Raw genomic sequence first — 19,428 nt, 5'->3', positions numbered from 1 at the left:
CAAGTGTTATTACACATATACTTTTGCAAGGCTTGGAGAAAAGGATTGGCGGTTTAGTTCATCTATTTGTGCATACTCAACATCAGAAACAATGCCTTTTCTCTTTAGAATATCAAGAAACTTAATTGACATTTTATAGTGCACTTCATTTTGAGATTGTTCTATTGTCATTTCATGTTCTTCGGCAATTTCAGCACCTATCTTCATTAAATCCATATCATTTCCTCCGTTCCTATATAGTTTTTCTTAATATCACAAAAATAGGGATTACCGCTGTCTGCGTTTGTACTGCAAAAGCAGATAAAACATAGGTAATCCCCATTGCTTCTGACATTAAGTCAGTTAGCTTATATTTCTGTACTTTATTTGACACTACTTCCCAAGTACACAGCCTTGCTTTCGCAAAGTTTAGGGCGATTTACATAAACTGAGAGTAGTTAATTCTCATCATAGGAATCTCACCTCCTGCAGGATCTCTGCAGGCTGCCCCCATTGCGTGAGTCTGTGGCTGGACAGAAGTATCATTATAGGCTGATAAGGTTATGGCAATACAATCCACTATAAATTGTTTCATGATCAGACGGACCCGCTCGCTCCTTATGTTGGCCGCATTAATAAAATCCGGAAGAAAAAATCCATTTTCATGGATTGTCCTGATTTTACAGGAGGTCACAGCGCATCTATCAAAGTTGCTCTCCCGGTTAAGGCTCATCAGCTAATGTATTTATGAAATCGGATATTTAATTTTCAAAGTACTTTAAGAGGATAAAAATACCCCCTCACTTACTTCAACGTTAAGTGAGGAGGCTGCACACCCTGAACTTTTATTTTGTCATTAAAACTTTCAGCTTTTTAATAATACGGTTCTTTCTCTTATGTACCGCATTGTGGTAAACACCTAACTGTTCTGCATATTCACGCTCACTTCTTTCTTCGTAAAAAAGAGCATTTATAAGTTCCTTCTCTTCCTGCGCAAGAAACTTTAAGCTGTCTAGAAGTTTCTCAATCATAACTTCTTTGACAGCTGTTTCCTCCACATCAATTTTTTCGTCACAGAACTGCATATCTGCTTCAATCAAACGTTCTAATGAATCTTCTCTACTTGGAACAAAATAGGCTTTTTCCTTTTCATCATCTAATACAAAAGTTTCAGCCTTCAAATCATACTCTTGGTAAATTGCTTTTCTTGCTCCTTGTTTTAAAACCTTAATAACTTCATCACTTGCACTTGGATACATCTTTTTATAATTTGGTATTCTTCTGTTTACAGTCATTTACTTTTCCTCCGCTTTCTGAATTTTGAAAAATAATCAAAGTTCAAAAAAACGGAGGGGAACGACAGCCAACAAACCCTAAACTATCTGTAAAAATAAAAAAGCCAAACTTATTCCTTGTTGGAATAAATTTGGCACTAATATCCGAAGTCATAAAACACTGTGGTTCTACTTCATTGCTTAAATTTAATTTATATTTTCTATTTTCTTTACTGCTGGTTCGTCTTTTATGGCTACGTTTATGTATTTTGTGCAGATGCAACTTCAATCGATAGTTTATTGAATGTATATTCAAGCGCTGTCTTATACAGCAGTACTTCATATACACCACCCTCACCTACACAGCAACCTCTGCAAAAGATAAAGAGTTCCTTACGCTGCTGTGCCAATCCCCTTATTTTTTTGTCACCTAAATGGTTATATTTAAAAATTAATTTTATAATTAACACAGCTAACACCTTTGTTATTTGAAATATAAAAAAAGAGCAGACAAAGTCAATTGAATTTTGACTATCTGCTCTCAATACATATTAATACTTCAATACCATAATGTTTTATCATATACATGTCCTCCACATTCATATATGATTTGACAACTTTTTCATACAGTTTATGATATAAATATAAGTTATTTTATCTAAAAACATTGTCGAACCATGTGAAAATTTATAAAAATTATCCAAATTTATAATAAATATCAAATTTGTTAACTCCTTAAGCTGTCTAAAATTATTTTTTTCTCTGATATTAAATCTATCTTAGGGTGATACCTTCTTGGTAGTTCACCATGAACTCCACCTCAGACCACAGAAAAGGCATAGTATACCCTTAGCGGAAACTATGCCTTTTGGATGATTAACCGGTTATTTTTTTTAAAGATATAGATTAGACGTATGACTGCCATTCTCACGACATCTAAATTCGTTCGTAAGCAGACCATAACGGGCTAAGTCATCTATGGCTCTTTTCACAGTACTCACCGACATAGAAGTGTCCTTTGCAATAGTTTTAATTAAAAGCCTACATTCTCCCTCTGAGTTAATGCGATATTCAAATACATATATACCCTGTATTTACCTATAAAGGCAGTTCTTCTTGATATACTCTGCTTTGCCACTTCCATGGTCACTTTTATGTATCCATTTCGCACCCAGAGGTGCTGTAGCAAGCTGGCTGGCATTCTCCAGTTGATTTACTTAAAATCAGAAGACCTCCACAGATTCTGTTTGTGACGACTTTTTAAATTTTGCAAGAACCTGATCTACAAAAGAATATAAAACAGGAATGTATATAAGTGTAATAAATAGAGAAAGCGTTAAGCCAAACATCACTGTAATTGCAATTGGTTTTTGTGTTTCTGTACCAGAAGCAGTTGAAATAGCCATTGGTAAGAGTCCAAATATACTTGTTAATGTTGTCATCAAAATAGGACGCAATCTAGACGGCCCAGCCATCAACATCGCTTCGTTGGCACTGACACCATGTTGCTCTTTCATCTGATTTGCATAATCAATTAAAACAATCGCATTGTTTACAACTATACCTATCAACATAATAAATCCTAGAAAAGCAATAATCGAAATAGGATTACCTGTTATTTTGAGTCCTAATATACCTCCTGTAATTGCCATTGGCATCGTAAACATAATGATAAACGGATAAACTAACGACTCAAACTGTGATGCCATAATCGCATAAACCAATACCACAGCAACAATGAGTGCTAAAATCATCTCCACAAGTGAATCCCCCATTGTTTCCATTTCCCCAGTAAATTTATAACCATAATTTTCTGGAAATTGATAAACATCTAACTTTTCTTCTACAAGACTTTGAATTGTTCCAGTGTCCATTGCAGCATCAAATTTTCCATAAATCGTTATATATCGTTGTTGATCTCTCCTAGTAATGCTTGAAGCACCTTTATCTGTAGAAATTTCTGCTACTTCTGAAAGTGGAATCTTAGTTCCCTGATTTGTAGTCAACATAACATTGGTTAAATCATTGATACGCTCCGTTTTTTCATCCGCATATTTAATTCTTATATCTACTTCTGTATCATCAATATTATACTGAGAAGCCACTACACCAGATGTAACCATATTTACAGCACTAGCAACATCACTTGTTGTAATACCATATTTAGCAGCCTTACTTCTGTTAAGAATAATATTTCCTTCTGGAAGCGCTTCATCTTGTGAGGTTTCAAATTCAATAGCTCCAGGTATCTCAGCAAATTGATCTGTTAATTCTCCAACAATTTGCTCAAGTGTATCTAAATCGGAACCAGTAATATTAAGATTTAAATCATAGTTACCTCCGGCCATTGTATTCGCATTTTCACCCATTTCAACTTTAATTTTTGCTCCAGCTATACCTGAAATTTTCCCTTTAATGTCATCTATGATTTCATCAGTAGTTCTTTCACGTTGCTGTTTATCACAAAGATTGAAATAAATTGTCGGATCAGAATTCTGCCCTAAGACACTCCCTCCAATTTGTGTATAGGAATTTTCTGCTTCTGGAATTGTGCCTATTTTATTTATTACATCTAAAACCATTGCTTCTGTTTCAACGTATTTTGTACCACTTGGCATCTCTACAGTTACTTTTACAGTTCCTTGGTCACTTCCTGGAGATAGCTCCATTCCCATACCTGGAACAATGGTTAATGATAGTATAAATACTCCTATTATTACAGCTGTTGTTTTTATTCTATTTTTTAAACAAATTTCAATTAGTGCTCTATATCCCGTATCAAGTTTGTTAATCCCTTTTACCCATACTTCCTGTATCTTGGAGAAAGTATTCCTTTTATCTTCGTCGGTACCTTTCCTTAAAAGTTTTGAACTAGCCATAGGAACAAATGTTAGGGCTATTATTAATGACGCAGAAAGAGAATAGCATATAGTTAAAGAAATAGTTTTTAATACTTGACCAATTGCACCTGAAATAAATGCCAAAGGGAGAAAACATCCAACTGTAGTCAATGTGGAAGCAAAAATTGCCATACCAACTTCTCGTGTCCCATCGTATGCTGCTTTTTTAGGTGTCTTGCCAAGTTCAAAATGTTTTGAAATGTTCTCTATTACAACTACTGAGCTATCAACCAGCATACCAATACCAATTACAATAGCACCCATAGAAATTGTGTTCATCGTTAAACCTGATATATACATCAATCCAAATGTTATTAAAATTGAGGTTGGAATAGAAACACCTATTATAAGCGATGTTCTAAAATTGCCAAGAAAAAGAAGAAGTATTATAACAGCAATAATTGTGCTTGTATACGCTGTCTGAAGCACATTATTAACAGATGTTTTTATGTACTCTGAAGTATTTGTGAGTAATTTTATTTGAAGCTCAGGATAGGCTTTAATTATTTCATTAATTTCTTTTATAACCTCATCACTAACAGTTACAACATTGGCATCTGATGCTTTTGCTATTGATAATAAAATACCTTCTTTGCCGTCTATTACTGACATTGTAGACTTGTCTTTAATTGACAGTTTTACCTGTGCTATATCGCTAATGTATATAGAATTCCCATTATTAGTTAATATAGGTATATTTTTTATGTCATCAATAGATTTAAATTCACCTACTGCCCTTAACTGCAGATCTGTATCTCCATATGATACGGTACCTGATGGAATGTTTTGATTTTCTGCAATAAGCGCTTGACGAACTTGTGCAACTGAAATGCCATACCCCTCTAATTTTCTAGAATTAATGGTAATCTGCACTTCATCTTCTTCTCCACCTATAATATCTACTGAAGAAACACCTTCAATTCTCTCAAATTTTTCGGTAATATTTTGGTCAAGCATATCATATAAGCTGTTGACATCCAATATATCACTAGTGACACCAACTGAAAGCGTTTCTGTATTTGTATCTACCTTTGATATCGTTGGCTCATCTGCATCCGTTGGTAAAGATTGTTTAACTAAATCTACCTTTTCCCTAAGATCAATTACAGCTTGATCAATATCTGTTCCATCAACAAATTGTATTGTAATAATAGAGGAACCCGCCGCCGATGTTGAACTCATAGTATCAATGCCAGCTAGTACTCCAACTGACTCTTCTATTGGTTTTGTAATTAGTTTTTCCATCTCTTCAGGACCTGCACCTGTATATGTTGTACTTACAACTGCAATTGCCGTATCAGTGGTAGGCATGAATGCTAAAGGCATTAGTTTATATCCTAGAAAACCGGCCAAAATTACAACGATGAGTATCATCATCGTCGTAACAGGACGTTTAATTGAAATCTTAGTCATGTTATAATTCACTCCTCTGTAATATATTTAAAAGACTTTAGATCATTAATGCTTCCATTGTTATTGTTTTCTTTTGTTTAAATTCAATTATTGGTTCACTTCAGTAACATCTACAACAGCTAAACCATCGCTGACATATTGTTGCCCTTTTGTAACAACAAGCATATTTTCACTAAGTCCTTCTAATATCTCAATATTATCGCCATGGTCAAATCCCAACTTTACTGCCATTTTTTTAGCAATCCCATCTTCAACTATATAAACATAATTTTGACCATTTTCCGATAAAACCGAATTCACCGGCACGGTAAGTACATTTTCAAGATAATTTTTCACGAAATCAACTTCTGCGAACATGCCACTCTTAAGAAGATTGTCACTATTTAAAACTTCAATTTTAACTTTAAAAGTCCCATCAGAATTTGCACCCGGAGAAATACTTATAACATTCCCCTTAAAATATTCTTCTGAAACAGATGCAATTTTAACATCTACAGAGTCGCCTAATCTAATTGTATTTATAATATCTTCAGTTACATTTACTTCAATATTAATAACATCTAAATTTATGATTACATAAGCTATCGTTCCCGCTGAAAGGAAAGCATTTTCATTGACATTAGATTCTAGGACAACACCTTTTATTGGACTTTTTACTGAAGCATCTTGCAGTGTTTTACGGTTCATACTTAACTGAGTTTCAGCCACTTTATATGCATTTCCAGCATCTTGCAGGCTCAATTTGGCAAGTTCATATGTAGTTTTAATGTTATCAAAAGTGTTTTTAGCTATAACTCCTGCATCAAATAATTGAGCATTTACGTCGTAATCGTGGGAAGCGTTATTCAACGCTATTTTTGCTTTTTCAACTGCATTTTTTGCATTGGCAGCTGTTACTTCAGCAATATTTACACTATCTAGAATATCCTCCGTATCCATGTCAAACAAAACACTTTCTTTGTTAACACGCTCACCTACTTCATAATATTTCTTATTCACATCTCCGCTTATGGTGCTTAGTACATTAACCGTAGAACTTGGTACAATTACACCCGAATAATTAGCTGTATCCGTTAGCGTGTCCTTACTAACCCTTAATGTTTCTACATTAACCTTTTCAGATACACCTTTTGTTTCGCTCAAGTCAGAATTATTTATATCTTCCGACTTCGAAGCTATATTAAATAAAGCAGTTATAGCAATGAGAACCACTACTAAAGGAATAATTACTTTTTTATGTTTTTTCAGGATATCCGGCATTTTTCTTAAATTATCTGAAATTTTTCTTAAAACAACCGCAATGTAGTTCATTATTTGCACTCCTTTAAATTTTTATTATGTCGTTCCTACAATTCAACTTTCTAATTAAATAGACTACCATTATTACTGATTCGTAAATATTATGTTTCTTTACTCAAAATCTCACTTTTTGTTTTGGAGAATAAATCAATAGCCTTTATATCAGGATTTGTATAATGCTTTCTATTTGTTGAATTTTTATATTCAATTGCCTTTGTAGGGCACCACTGAATACAAGCCATACATCGCGCACAAGTTTCTCCAAATATCGGCTTATTAGCATTCATTCTAATATTATTCATAGGACATAACTTTACACATGTTTCACAACCTATACATTTGTCAGTCACGCTGTATTCAAGTGCCAATTTTTCATAATTATCCATTTTTTCGATGAGAGATTTTGGTTCTTTATTTCTTTTAACTACTGCTCGATTAGAAATCTTTGCTTTAATGCTACGGCTAATTTTTAAGGATTTTTTTTTCGCTTTCTTTAGTAGATACCTTTGAAGCCAAACTGGCCATGCGCCGTACATAGCAATGTAGTTTCCAGGCATCTGCATAGGGTATCCTGCATTCAAACATCCACCACGCTCTTCTATAATGCTACTTAACCTATTAAAAGAATTTCCATGAAGAGCACCTGCAGTTATTACAGCATAAACATAACCTGCATCACTAAAATTAAGTTTCTTTACAAATTGCTCAATGATGGGTGGCAAACTGCTAAAGTATGCGGGGCAAATAATCCCAATGCTTTCATATGGTAAATCAATAAACTCTTCATTCATCAAATCTGCAATCAATACAATTTTTGTGTTTCCAATGTGATTAGCTATATCTCGTGCAACTGCAAGGCTATTCCCAGTACCCGAAAAACAAAAAATAATATTTTCCATAAAATCTTCCTCTTCCTTTCTTTCATTCAGCCATTTCAATTAACAAGGACTAATAGATCTTATCCATTAGCCCTTACTCTTACCTCTTTAGCAATTTAGTCAAGTAAGCGATTAATTGTTTTTATAAATTATCGCTAATCCAATCAAATAAATATTCTGTACCTGTCGCATAGCTCCCCATTTGACAGTGAGCTTGCGCCGTAGTATCTTCATCGAATAGCATATAATCTTTGGGGCACTTTAGAGCATCGTAAAACTTCTTTGCCTCCCCAAACATGGGTTCTTTTGTCCCATCCATTACAAGCATTCTGCATGTAATTTTATCAAGAATAGATGTGTTATCATATTTCTTTAACTCTTCAATCACTTCATCTTCAGAGACACCCTGTTTCCATGCATAATCCTGTAACATAAAATTCATAAATGATGGACGGAAAATTTTTGGTGTTCTCTTAATCACCTGTAGTCTCTCTGCAATTGCTCCGCCCCAGTTAATATTTCCAGGATCAACAATGCACAACTTAATTCTTTTTTCAAAAGCCACTGCTCTCGGAATTAGAAATCCTCCAAAACTAAGTCCCATAAGCCCAATCCTATTTCTATCCACCCCCGGCAAAGTTAATGCAAAATCAACTACCGGTTTCATGACATTTTCCCAGTCCGGTCTAAAAGGAAGTCCACCAAGTCTTAATGCAAATCCCTGTCCTGGTCCATCATATATCAAACAATTGATACCTCTTTTAATTGCACCATCGTAAACCCAGCGAGTATCCTCTGCCCAAGTGTCTCGACCAGGCGTGATTATAAGTAAAGGTGCTTTTTCTTTTGCAATAGGGGAATGATAATAATGTCCCGGAAGATAAGTGTTCTCATAAGGAATTTCAACATATTTTCCCGGATATTCCGATAATCCAAGATATTTTTCATAACAATTGTGACTTTCAATAGTACAATTCTTCATGCGCGGATCATCTATTTTTCCGAAATACATTGTAGCTACACGAAAATAAGTTGAAGCTCTAAGATAAGCAGTAGAAGCTGTAACCTTTTGAGATTTTTTCTCAGCTAATTCAGCCCTGCTTTTGAGTTTCTGTGCCATACTACTCCAAGTATTAATCCACGACTCTTCATCACCTTTTTTAACTTGACTAATAACTTCCATTACTTCTGCAAAGTCAGCCATACCATATTGTGTGAGCCCAAGAATGTGCTTTGTTAAAGCATCTGTTAAAATATCCTTGCTGAACTTAATGTCAGTCCAATGCTTTGTTTTCATATACTTTTTCTTCCTTTCTTAAGGAACCAGTTTCTTTATTATCAAGACCAGTTCAAACTTTAATTTACAAGCAATATCTTTTACTACCTCTTATCAATTGCCTAACTCAACTGGCAATGAAATGATATTATTCTTTTAATCAATCTAATAGGGACACTCATTTGACATTTAACATCTTTGATGATATTATTTTATTGAACATTTGTTGATTATTCAATAATCAATTATTATAATTTGTTTATTAATCAACTTTATTTAAAATTTGTCTATTATTTTTTTAATCATATACGGAGTGTGATTTAGCAATGATAAACTCAAAAAAAATTTTCAATTCAACCAGTGATGATGCATCAAAAATCGATTTAAGAATTATTAAGACAAGGCGTGCAATCTATAACGCCTTAATAGAGCTGCTCCATAAAAAGGGCGTTAATAAAATTACTGTATCAGAATTGGCGAAAAAAGCAGAAATCAATAAAGGTACTTTTTACTTGCACTATTCTGATATCTACGATTTATATCAACATGCTCTTAAAGAACATTTCAAAGAACTTGTCGACCGAATTGATTTCTTAAATCTCTTTTTGACAAATCCTAATGAATTTTCAAGAAATTTAGTTATTGGTTCTTTTAATAATCCAGTCTTTGAAAGTGATCCGTTTTTTTCAAAAGACAATATATCATTTAACCAAAGTGCTCAGTTTTATTTTTGTAATGCCTTGGCCGCCAAGGTTCTAGAAAATACTGACATACCCTCAACAGTTGAAAATGAACTAAAATTAAAATTTATATTTTCAGGTGCCGGTTCTTTGCTTCGTTATGATTCTCCTGAAAGTTCCGATCTCATGATAAACGTTATTTCAACTACTATAAAAAATCTTTTTCCAACAACTGCGTAAGATACGTTTAAGCACGAATATTCTAAACTTAGGTCAAAAATATAATGAGTGAATAGTGAGGTGTTACTACTCACTATTCACTCATTATTATTACATCTTTTTCTACTTTTCCCCTATTTGCTTGTCATTTCCCCTTGACATAATTACATATACCTTTGATATCCTTTATTGTTTTATTGACTTTTTTTAGTAAGTACTTTCTCCTATTCTCAAATCGAGTTCATGCATAGATACTAAAATCCTCTAGATATACTCTTACTAATTTGTTCTTTCTCTGCTGTTAGATTTATTCTTCAAGCGATTCCTTCTTGTCAGTCCATCATGAACTCCACCTCAGACCATAAAAAAAGGCATAGTATGCCCTTAGCGGAAACAATGCCTTTTTGATGATTAACCGCTTATTTTTTTAAAAGATATAGATTAGATGTATGACTGCCATTCTCACGATATCTAAATTGCTTTGTAAGCAGATCATAGCGGACTAAGTCCTCTATGGCTCTTTTCACAGTACTCACCGACATAGAAGTATCCTTTGCAATCGTTTTGATGGAAGGCCAGCATTGGTCATCTGCGTTACTGCGGTCTTTCAGATACATATACACTGATTTAGCTCGTGAAGGCAGTTCTTCTTGATATAAATTTCCAAATAAGCTCAAAGATTCCCCTCCTTATGTTCTGAGTACTTTCCGCCTCGGATTAATTTCATCTTCTGCAATATGGTTATGCCGCTTACCTCCTTTTTTTCTATGTTGGTTATCATCTGTTTCGTCTGCTAATTCAACAGCCGCCATTTCCTTTAGAATATTTTGTTCCAACTCATATTTATCTGCATAATAAACCTTGCGATGAGAGTTTTCCTCCATTTGATACGGCTTTTCAAAAGTAATTCCCCAGTCTAAAAATAATTTCAGCTTAGTTTTCATGGGATGAGCACCTGTCTTCATCACCACAAAGCTGCCCTTCAGCAATGATTTCAGTTCATCCGCAGTTAAAAGCGGACGTTCTATCATCTGTAATGATTGCGATGGATCGTTTTTCCCTCGACTGATACTGCCAGTCATTACCGTTCTGTTGCCCAAAGATTTAGAAAGCACCTGTGCTGTTTCAGAGTTAGGAGCAAATCCACCGAAAATAGTCAGCTGACAGTTATCCGTGATGATCTCAGAGCCTTCTTTACCATAATTCTTATCAAGCTGTGCAAAAGATTGGATGATAGGAACAACAGAAATTCTTCGGGAGCGTCCTGCGGACAGCATCATTTCAAATGACTCAATTTTGGGAATAGTTCCAATCTCATCGGCATAAATCATCACACGGTTTGGAAGTTTGCCACCGTGTTCATCCGCCACCATAAGCATTTCACGATAGAACTGCTGTAGAAATAATGACACCATAAAATATTTTGTATTGTCTTCCTCTGGAAGTATAAGAAAGATTGCCGACTTTTCTTTACAGAAAGTTTCGGCATCGATAGAAGAATGAAAACAAAGAATCTGCTCCATCTCTGTATCCAAAAAAGCATTGAGCTTTGAAAGTACAGTGGAGAGAACAGATGCCATTGCTTGTTCTGCAGAGTTAATAGCAGCCCCTGCAAACCACTTTGCTTTATGGGTTGATGGCAGCTTATCCATTAATAGTTGAAACTGACTTTTTCCTTTCACTTGACTTGGTGCCATTAGGTCTTGCACCATTTTGAACACAGAAACAATATGCCTTTTATCTACTAATTGTCCATCAATTTCAGTTGGCGGTAAGTATTCTGCAATGAGCAATATCACCGCTGTCAAAAGTCCCTCTGCTGCATCATAGAAAAATGCATTTTGTCCCATTCCGGCATTATTCCCATCGGGAGATACAATTGTTTTTGCAATAATCTTTGCATACTTTTCAGCTTTTGCTTTAGCATAAAATTTTTTATTATCAGCATGATATATGTCCATATACTTATTTACAAGATGCAATAAGTTGTTTCCATCACTTCTCGTTGGGTTACGCAGATCAATGACAGCAATATTATAGCCATAGTTTTCTTTTGCGATAGTCCCGTAATTTCTTGCTAAGTCACCTTTGGTATCAGTAGTTATAAAACTCATACCGCTGGCACAGGCATACTCCAAATTGGGATAGAGAAAGAATGCGGTTTTACCCACACCGGCTGCACCAATCATCAAGCAGTGTACATCATCTGTGTCTACAAGTGCAGTGACAGTTCCTTTTCTTCCTGTTGATCCGATAACCAAGCCTTGCTCCATTGGAAGATTTTCGCCTTTTCTCCAATCAGCAACTTGAAAGGTTACAGGATGATAAATTTGAGGTATTTCTTTTTTAGTTGCAAACCTTGCCACACCGTGCTGACCATCACCAACGGTTTTGGATTTGATTCCGTTGAGGGTATAGAAGTGTGCAATTAAAGAAAGACCGCCTAAGACAAGGAACATAAAGGCGGCTGATGATATTAGGATTATAAGTTGTTCGTTCATGGGATGGTCCTTTCTTTTTAGATTTTTAAATAGTATAATTATAAAAAACAGACTGTAATACAATCGGTTTAGTAAAAAAAATCTTGATTCGCTTTTAGCTAGATTTTTTTCAAGTGGATAAGTTGGATTTACATTTTACGCATTTAAAATTAAAGCAGAAAGAAGAGTGGCTATTATGAGAGACTGGTTTTCAATAGATAAAATTGATAACAATACATACATAATCAGCGAATACCGTCACTGGGAGGAAACACACTGTTATTTACTAAACGGCATAGAACGTAGTTTGCTCATTGACACAGGGCTTGGTATTTGCAATATTTATGATGAAGTAAAAAAATTGACCAATAAGCCTGTAACCGCAATTGCAACGCATATACATTGGGATCATATCGGTGGGCATAAATATTTTCCAAGTTTTTATGCCCACGAAGAGGAACTTGACTGGCTAAACGGTGGCTTTCCTCTTTCCATGGACACTATACGTGAAATGTTATTAGATCGTTGCGACCCACCCGAAGGATATGACGTGAGTACTTATGAGTTCTTTCAGGGTATGCCCACAAAAATATTGTACGGGAGCGAGGTGATAGACCTCGGAGGCAGAAGCATTGAAATCATTCACACTCCTGGACATTCACCTGGACATATGTGTTTTTATGAGGCAGAACAAGGCTATCTCTTTACAGGAGATTTAGTTTATAAGGATACCTTGTTTGCTTACTATCCGTCCACAGACCCCGAAGCCTATCTTTGTTCTCTTGAAAAGATTTCTGATCTTTCGGTTAAAAAGGTGTTTCCTGCACATCATACACTGGACATTGGATCTGAAATTATTATACGTATGAGAGATGCTTTTCGTAAGCTTAAAGCAGAGGGAATGCTGCATCATGGGAGCGGAACGTATGATTACGGTGACTGGGCAATCTGGCTGTAAGATGGATAATGTGAAATTCCCTAGCATCACTTACCCCACCGTAAGTAAATAAATGTTTTTCTAAGCAGAGAGTTTTAACCCTCTGCGTATTTTTATGCCATCTTCATTTCATAACATTGTGTCTGCTCTTTTACTCCCTCTTGTAAATCTTCGTTAAAATCTTTCAGCGCAGGGGATAGACGAGAAGCAACTATACCTTGTTCGTATAACAAATTTTTGAATTTCTCACACGCATTAATGCCGGCTTTGTCATTATCCAAACACAGAACCACTTTATTCATTTGAGAGTTAATCTCCAACTGCTTAAGCATTGACTGTTCCGAAAGTCCACAGAGGGCAACATAACTGTGCTGTTTCCAATTGTTATCTTTATGTAGGCTGATAAAAGACAGCATATCTATGGGTGCTTCAAACACATAGAGCCTGTCACTTGTTCCACGCAAATGGAAACTGTAACAAGGATCACTGCTATCAATATTCCCTTTGAAACCTTTACCATTAGTATAGATTCCACGCTTATGAGCATGACGAGCCACACCGTTTTCATCTAATCCAACAAAAATTGCATTGTGATATTCTTTTGTTCCGTCATTAGACTTTTCATAGCTTTCATACAGTAACTTTTCTTTGGCGAAAAAACTAACTACATCTTTGTCAATACATCTGTGCTTAATGAGATAGGCAAAAGTTCTCCGCATGTCCTTACTATGTGGTGGCAGTTTAAATGGCTTTTTAATTTCTTCTTTCTTTTCAGCACAATGATAAACTTTACCCATCTCATCACCAAGAAGCATGGTTACAGCATCGGGAAAAGATAAGCCGTAAAAGTTTTGCACAAAATCGATAGCAAGACCGCCTTTTTCCGTTGCATGATCGTACCATTCATTGCCTCGAACAGTAATGCTGTGGTCACTTTTTAACCTTTTCTCTCTACCGGATGGAATCAATGTTTCACCTTGTTGACGTAGAAAATATTCAAGGTCAACGTTATTTGCTTGCCGTTTTTCTTCCTCAGTAAAATAAATGTATTTACCCATAAAAGACCTCCTTATGATTTTTTACCAACTTTACGATGAAAGGCTATCCTTTTAACGTGATAGCCTTTCATGTTTGGTTTTTGATTCTGTTTTTCAAGTGCATTGGAACTAGAATAAGTATTTTTCTGCTTGTTTTTCATAATAAAAATCCTTTCTATAGTTTTAAGGGTAAAAAAAGCAGCCTTTCGATTGAAAGACTGCCGATTTACAAACTCATATTCTGCTCAAGGTCATCTTGCTTATGGCCTTGCGTCATTTTCTTTTGCTTTAACTTACGCAGCAACTTACTGTCTACCGTAAGACTGACAGGAGATTTGGGCTTTGAAATGTTGTCCTCCAAAATTCGGCTCATATGATGAAATAACCTTGAAACTGCAAAACCTAATGATGGCTCATGCCATTTATCCATATTTTCAAGAAAAAACTTTGCATATTCATTACCTTGTTCTGCTGATAAAGTAAACCATTTCACAGCAGTTTCCTTATCCTTTGCCACCCCTTCGCCAATTAAATATGTCTTGCCAAGAATGTACTGTGAAAACTGATTGCCTTGTTCCGCTGATGAAGTAAGATACTGCAATGCCTTTTCAACATCTTTCGGAATTTCTTCACCTTTAAGATATAGTTTTCCGAGAACGTACTGAGCAAATTGATTGCCTTTTTCTGCGGATTGTTTAAGCCACCGAGTGGCAGAAGTAATGTCTTTGAAATTGTCTTCTGTCAAATATATCTTACCAAGTCGGTAATCTGACCACTCATTATCCTGTTCGGCTGAATATGTAAACAGTTCAATCGCTTTTGATATATCCTGCCCGATATATTTTCCCTCATAATATAGTTTAGCAAGAGCATACTGTGCGAATGGGTTACCACTATCAGATGCAGTTTTTAAATATTCAATTGCTGATTTTATTTCTTCCTCTGCCGGATTTTCCTCTGCAAGGATGATTTTTGCAAGAGAATAGCAAGCAAATGTATTTCCAAGCTTTGCGGACTTTTGAAAATACTCTTTTGCTCTGACAATATCCTTTTCTGTGCCGATTCCATTTTGCAGCATCCAACCGAGACGGTATTGCAGTTTATCATCTCTGTTTTGTTTCTCTAAATCTTCAAAGCCTACAAATGCTTTTTTGAAATAAATATTGCTCTGCTTTTCATTTTTTTCTGTGCCTATACCATCACGAAACATTTTGGCTACTTCAAAATCCGCATAAGGGAAGCCTTGCTTTGCAGATTGCTGATAAAGTTCAAAGGCTTTTCCATAGTTTTGCTCTACACCTTGCCCACGATAATAAAGTCCGCCAAGGGAATACTCTGCAAACTTATATTTCTGCGAAGATGATTTTTCAAACCATTCCGCAGCATTTTCATAATTTTGCTCTATCCCAAGTCCTTGTGCAAACATTTTGCCGATGCGGTATTGGGTATATTTCCATGGCTTTTTGTTCTCTACAAAACTAAACCCCTCGAGTGCCTTTGCATAGTATTTCTGTGCCTTATCGATGTCCATATCTACACCTAGACCATCCGCATATATTCGCCCTAAGTCAAATACAGCAAGCACATTCCCTTTTACGGATTCTGATTTAAAAATCTCCATTGCTTGTTCAAAGTCGGGTTCTTCATTTTCTGTACCAAACAAAAGCTTTCGAGCCTTTTTATAATCTTCAGACCATTTTACATGCGGTATAGACGGTTCTTTTATACTTTCATTATCTATTTCGTCTAACGTAAAAGCAGATATCTCACTAGCTTCTTCAAAATCTTTATCTAAGAAATTGTCAGCTGATGTATTTTCATATTCTCCATCAACTTCAATATCTTCAAGTTCTGATAAGCTGATTTCATTTTTAGAGAGTTTATCTGCCTCAAAAATTATAAAATTCTTGATTGGCTTAAATTCCTTTTGCTTAGAAAGCGGTATAGGGTCTGTAGGATTATCGGAATAGCTTTTAAGCACCTCATTTCTCATTTCATACCACAGGTTATACGCATCTGAAACTGTTTTTTCTTTTGCTAATTCATCTACAATACTGTCCACGATATTTTTTAGCTTTGGAGATAAGTAGCCATAGACTCGTTTACCTTTGGTAAGCTTTAGCTTTTCAGCAAGTTCAAGAAGTAACAACTCCAACTTTGGATTTTGAACATTGCCAGTTTTCATTTTTGCAATCAGCTGAAGAAATATTTTCTTGCTTTCTGCTTTTAAATTATCTCTTCTGTGACTTTGCTCGGCATAGATCTCTTTCATCTCATTATGAAAAATATTCGACACCAATCCGGACTTTATATTTTTTATACCATCCTTGGTGAGATAGCCTCTGCGAATATCTGTGGAGTAACAAATCATGTGAATATGTGGGTGGTGGCTCTCATTATGAAAAGCTGCATACCATTTAAAATGTTCTATCGGTATTTTTAAATTTTCAGCAATGGTTGGTGCGTAGGATTCAAGAAAGTCTTTCCACTTTTCTACGTTATCAAATCCTGTGCTTACAGCATCCTCTCGCCTTAATGAGATAATTGGTGTCCAAACATTTCCCTCGTGATGGGCAACTTCTTCCGCAACCTTTGAGAGAACTATTTTTTCTGTTCCGCTTGTAAATAAACCATGGGAAGATAATTTTTCTACCCTTGGACGATTTGCAATGTAATCCACGTAATTTTCTTTCTTCGCTGTTACATCAAGGTTGTGTTCTAATGCTATGGAAATAAAGTCTGATGCATTTTCAATTGTTTTGTTTTGAATATAATCTTCATACTCAAATAAGTTTTTACTGTCAGGAAACTCCTTCAAGATGTTTTTGATGAGCGCGGCTTGCTTTTTTGTGGCAGGGAGATTTTTATTTTCAGCACTAAACTTTTGCACACCATTTCTTGTTGCAATATATTTTACAAGATTAGATAGATGTGCTGTATTATTACCGCCTTTTAGATAAGGACATTTAAAAATTATCCTTGCCATAAAAATCCCCCTTCTTTCTTATTCTTGGGTACCCATTTGATACTTTACTGCATCCTCCATATTAATTCTGCCTTTATTTCTTTTTACTTCGGCAACACATCTGCCACGAAGTTTTCTTAAATCTTCATCACTGATTTCGAGCCCGGCAGCAAGAATGTTCATCATCATACTCATCTCTACCGACAAACGAAAGAGATTTGCTGATTGACGATTTTCCGTTTCCCTAAGTGTACCTTGAATTGCTCCCAATAGAATTTTAGAAAGATAATCTGTTGTTTGATTACTAACCAAATATCCCATATAAAAAGTCAATGCCTTTTCAATAAACTCACTTCGGTTATTGCAATTATCTTCTTTCAATAAAAGATCCATTTTTTCAAAGGTTTCTGGAGACAGCCAAACTGTTGTTCTTTTCTTATTCTTATTTTGTAGTTCTTTCAAAATATCACTCCTAATCATCGAAACCACCTGTTTGACCACCTTGAAAATGCCGTAATCACGGTCTTTTCGTTGATTGCTGACCACCTAAGCATCACAAAACCTGTTTTTCGACCACCTAACGGGAATGCGAGAAAAGCTCGGCACTGCCGAGCTTTGTGACCGAGAGGAGGTCGCTTGCGACCACCTCTCTTTATCCCGCACCTAAATCGAACGGTGGGTTCACCTCTAATTTAGGACGCTGAGTAGTGCATTAGGTTTTATTTTTCTTGTCTTGGCATTTCGCAAAACCTTGCCCAAACCGCCCTCAATTCTTGCAAGGGTTATACTTATCCTATCTCGGGTATGAAAGTCTCACACAAGGGCACACAAGTGGCAATGTGGCCGATTATCTGTTTCTTATAAATTGCTGTTATCTGATTGCGGTGTATTTATCGGCTTTTTAGCCTTAATCGGCTTAGTTTCTTTAGCAATTCTATCTTCAATATATTCTTGGGTAGACTGTGGTACATATTTCTCATACAGCTTTTGAATAGTATCGGAGAGTTCGCTGTGCAATTTAGCATCCTTTTTCTCCATATAAAATTCAAGTGCATCCAGTTTTTCTTTTTCAAAAGTCAAGGTTAAAGCTGCTTTTTTCATTTCATTCATCCTCCTAAAAATCAAAACCTATAAACGTCATTCGTGGTTCCAGTTCCGGTTCTTCCCCTGTAAAAGCGGGAACATCAGAAAACATCCGGGTGTATTGTTCAACCTGTTTGTCATCAAGTGATACAAATTCACCATCATCACTATCACCACAAATAAAAAATGGACCACAGATAATATCTGAGCCCAACCTTCTGTTTGGTTCCATTCCATTTAGTTTTCCTTCTTCATTGACAACAGCAAGGCATCCATCATCGAGATAAACACATTCAATGAGTCCACCAACTTCTGCTTGTAATGCCTCAAGAGTATTCTCAATCTCTTTTATCACAGGTGGCTTACCTACATCCATCTTTACAACTTTAATTTTATTTCCTGTCATTGCACATTCCTCCTGTACTTCATCATTCTCCAAATCTTGCTCATTATCTTTTAGCTTATTACAATACTCAGAATCAAGAGTGATCTCAAAACAGTTACCCTCCACCACGATTTCGCCAATTTCCTGTCTTTCACGAAGATCCGAAATCAGCATGCCACCGATTCCATTGCTCTCCTTGATATGAATTTTGCAGCAATTTCTGGCATCATCAATGTCAAAAGACCATCTGCCGTTCTCTGCATTTGTTATCCCATCCTTGATGATTTTGTCTGCTGTAAGAGCAATCTGCTCATCAAGATAAGGCTTGATATTTGGCATGAATGCACTGTATCTCGCATAGTCATATCCGCTTGAATCAATTAGAATACCGTCACCGCTTTCCATATCAAGAGCAAGCAGTCCGTGAATTACACCGTTAGAATCAACAAACATATCCTCTTTGTGATCTGCAATAAACTGTCTGTCCTCAAGCAAGCCATTAGAAAACTCTTTAAATTTTTCACGATCCATTTGCTCTACGGCTTCTATAACACAAGGCTGTGTTTGAACAGCAGAGCATTTTCTTTCAAAAATCGCATTTGTTTTAAGCATAAAATCCTCCT

At 35.7% G+C, this 19,428-nt stretch carries 19 protein-coding genes; 2 read left to right on the top strand and 17 right to left on the bottom strand.

The window, feature by feature from the left end:
- Nucleotides 1-9: 9 nt before the first annotated feature.
- From RBQ60_RS06845 to RBQ60_RS06800, 10 genes are all read right to left on the bottom strand, one after another.
- Nucleotides 10-216, bottom strand: coding sequence for an SHOCT domain-containing protein (locus RBQ60_RS06845; RefSeq protein WP_066050798.1), 207 nt, complete (start codon nucleotides 214-216; stop codon nucleotides 10-12).
- 16 nt (nucleotides 217-232) lie between these two features.
- On the bottom strand, nucleotides 233-373 hold the full coding sequence (locus RBQ60_RS06840) for a hypothetical protein (RefSeq protein ID WP_157881661.1): 141 nt from the start codon (nucleotides 371-373) through the stop codon (nucleotides 233-235).
- 45 nt (nucleotides 374-418) lie between these two features.
- Nucleotides 419-574, bottom strand: coding sequence for a hypothetical protein (locus RBQ60_RS06835; RefSeq protein WP_157881662.1), 156 nt, complete (start codon nucleotides 572-574; stop codon nucleotides 419-421).
- A 250-nt stretch (nucleotides 575-824) separates the two neighbouring features.
- Nucleotides 825-1,274, bottom strand: coding sequence for a sigma-70 family RNA polymerase sigma factor (locus tag RBQ60_RS06830; RefSeq protein ID WP_066050804.1), 450 nt, complete (start codon nucleotides 1,272-1,274; stop codon nucleotides 825-827).
- A gap of 239 nt (nucleotides 1,275-1,513) precedes the next feature.
- Complete coding sequence (locus tag RBQ60_RS06825) at nucleotides 1,514-1,723, bottom strand: hypothetical protein (RefSeq protein ID WP_307885816.1); 210 nt, start codon at nucleotides 1,721-1,723, stop codon at nucleotides 1,514-1,516.
- A 423-nt stretch (nucleotides 1,724-2,146) separates the two neighbouring features.
- Entirely contained in the window at nucleotides 2,147-2,260 is a 114-nt protein-coding gene (locus RBQ60_RS15425) for a hypothetical protein (protein ID WP_442871375.1), read from the bottom strand.
- A gap of 216 nt (nucleotides 2,261-2,476) precedes the next feature.
- On the bottom strand, nucleotides 2,477-5,566 hold the full coding sequence (locus tag RBQ60_RS06815) for an efflux RND transporter permease subunit (RefSeq protein ID WP_307885815.1): 3,090 nt from the start codon (nucleotides 5,564-5,566) through the stop codon (nucleotides 2,477-2,479).
- A gap of 87 nt (nucleotides 5,567-5,653) precedes the next feature.
- Complete coding sequence (locus tag RBQ60_RS06810) at nucleotides 5,654-6,877, bottom strand: efflux RND transporter periplasmic adaptor subunit (protein ID WP_307885814.1); 1,224 nt, start codon at nucleotides 6,875-6,877, stop codon at nucleotides 5,654-5,656.
- Between the two features lie 89 nt (nucleotides 6,878-6,966).
- Nucleotides 6,967-7,764 (bottom strand): EFR1 family ferrodoxin, encoded by a 798-nt coding sequence (locus RBQ60_RS06805; protein ID WP_307885813.1) that lies wholly within the window; start codon nucleotides 7,762-7,764, stop codon nucleotides 6,967-6,969.
- Nucleotides 7,765-7,885: 121 nt separating this feature from the next.
- Complete coding sequence (locus RBQ60_RS06800; protein ID WP_307885812.1) at nucleotides 7,886-9,040, bottom strand: alpha/beta hydrolase family protein; 1,155 nt, start codon at nucleotides 9,038-9,040, stop codon at nucleotides 7,886-7,888.
- Between the two features lie 305 nt (nucleotides 9,041-9,345).
- Here RBQ60_RS06800 and RBQ60_RS06795 point away from each other — a divergent pair, with 305 nt between their 5' ends.
- Nucleotides 9,346-9,939 (top strand): TetR/AcrR family transcriptional regulator, encoded by a 594-nt coding sequence (locus tag RBQ60_RS06795; protein ID WP_307885811.1) that lies wholly within the window; start codon nucleotides 9,346-9,348, stop codon nucleotides 9,937-9,939.
- Between the two features lie 398 nt (nucleotides 9,940-10,337).
- On the opposite strand, the gene RBQ60_RS06790 is transcribed toward RBQ60_RS06795, so the two are convergent.
- On the bottom strand, nucleotides 10,338-10,595 hold the full coding sequence (locus RBQ60_RS06790) for a helix-turn-helix domain-containing protein (protein WP_307885810.1): 258 nt from the start codon (nucleotides 10,593-10,595) through the stop codon (nucleotides 10,338-10,340).
- Between the two features lie 12 nt (nucleotides 10,596-10,607).
- Nucleotides 10,608-12,419 (bottom strand): VirD4-like conjugal transfer protein, CD1115 family, encoded by a 1,812-nt coding sequence (locus RBQ60_RS06785; RefSeq protein WP_307885809.1) that lies wholly within the window; start codon nucleotides 12,417-12,419, stop codon nucleotides 10,608-10,610.
- Between the two features lie 175 nt (nucleotides 12,420-12,594).
- Between RBQ60_RS06785 and RBQ60_RS06780 the strand changes: the two genes are divergently transcribed.
- On the top strand, nucleotides 12,595-13,356 hold the full coding sequence (locus RBQ60_RS06780; protein WP_307885808.1) for an MBL fold metallo-hydrolase: 762 nt from the start codon (nucleotides 12,595-12,597) through the stop codon (nucleotides 13,354-13,356).
- Between the two features lie 92 nt (nucleotides 13,357-13,448).
- Here the strand turns inward: RBQ60_RS06780 and RBQ60_RS06775 are convergent, their stop codons facing one another.
- The 5 genes from RBQ60_RS06775 to RBQ60_RS06755 all read right to left on the bottom strand — a co-directional run bounded on the left by RBQ60_RS06775 (nucleotide 13,449) and on the right by RBQ60_RS06755 (nucleotide 19,417).
- A complete protein-coding gene (locus RBQ60_RS06775; protein ID WP_307885807.1) occupies nucleotides 13,449-14,393 on the bottom strand; it encodes a DUF3991 and toprim domain-containing protein in 945 nt (314 codons plus the stop codon).
- Nucleotides 14,394-14,598: 205 nt separating this feature from the next.
- Nucleotides 14,599-17,358, bottom strand: coding sequence for a MobP3 family relaxase (mobP3, locus tag RBQ60_RS06770; RefSeq protein WP_307885806.1), 2,760 nt, complete (start codon nucleotides 17,356-17,358; stop codon nucleotides 14,599-14,601).
- Nucleotides 17,359-17,376: 18 nt separating this feature from the next.
- Nucleotides 17,377-17,817, bottom strand: coding sequence for a hypothetical protein (locus tag RBQ60_RS06765; RefSeq protein ID WP_307885805.1), 441 nt, complete (start codon nucleotides 17,815-17,817; stop codon nucleotides 17,377-17,379).
- Between the two features lie 378 nt (nucleotides 17,818-18,195).
- The gene (locus RBQ60_RS06760) at nucleotides 18,196-18,438 is read right to left on the bottom strand and encodes a DUF6103 family protein (RefSeq protein WP_307885804.1); all 243 of its coding nucleotides are present in this window, start codon (nucleotides 18,436-18,438) and stop codon (nucleotides 18,196-18,198) included.
- Between the two features lie 13 nt (nucleotides 18,439-18,451).
- Nucleotides 18,452-19,417, bottom strand: coding sequence for a DUF3846 domain-containing protein (locus RBQ60_RS06755; RefSeq protein ID WP_307885803.1), 966 nt, complete (start codon nucleotides 19,415-19,417; stop codon nucleotides 18,452-18,454).
- Between the last annotated feature and the right edge of the window lie 11 nt (nucleotides 19,418-19,428).

This window comes from Anaerotignum sp. MB30-C6 (genome assembly GCF_030908465.1).
Taxonomy (GTDB): domain Bacteria; phylum Bacillota; class Clostridia; order Lachnospirales; family Anaerotignaceae; genus Chakrabartyella.
The sequence above is the reverse complement of the archived record's forward strand: the minus strand, read 5'-3'. Positions and strand labels throughout refer to the sequence as shown.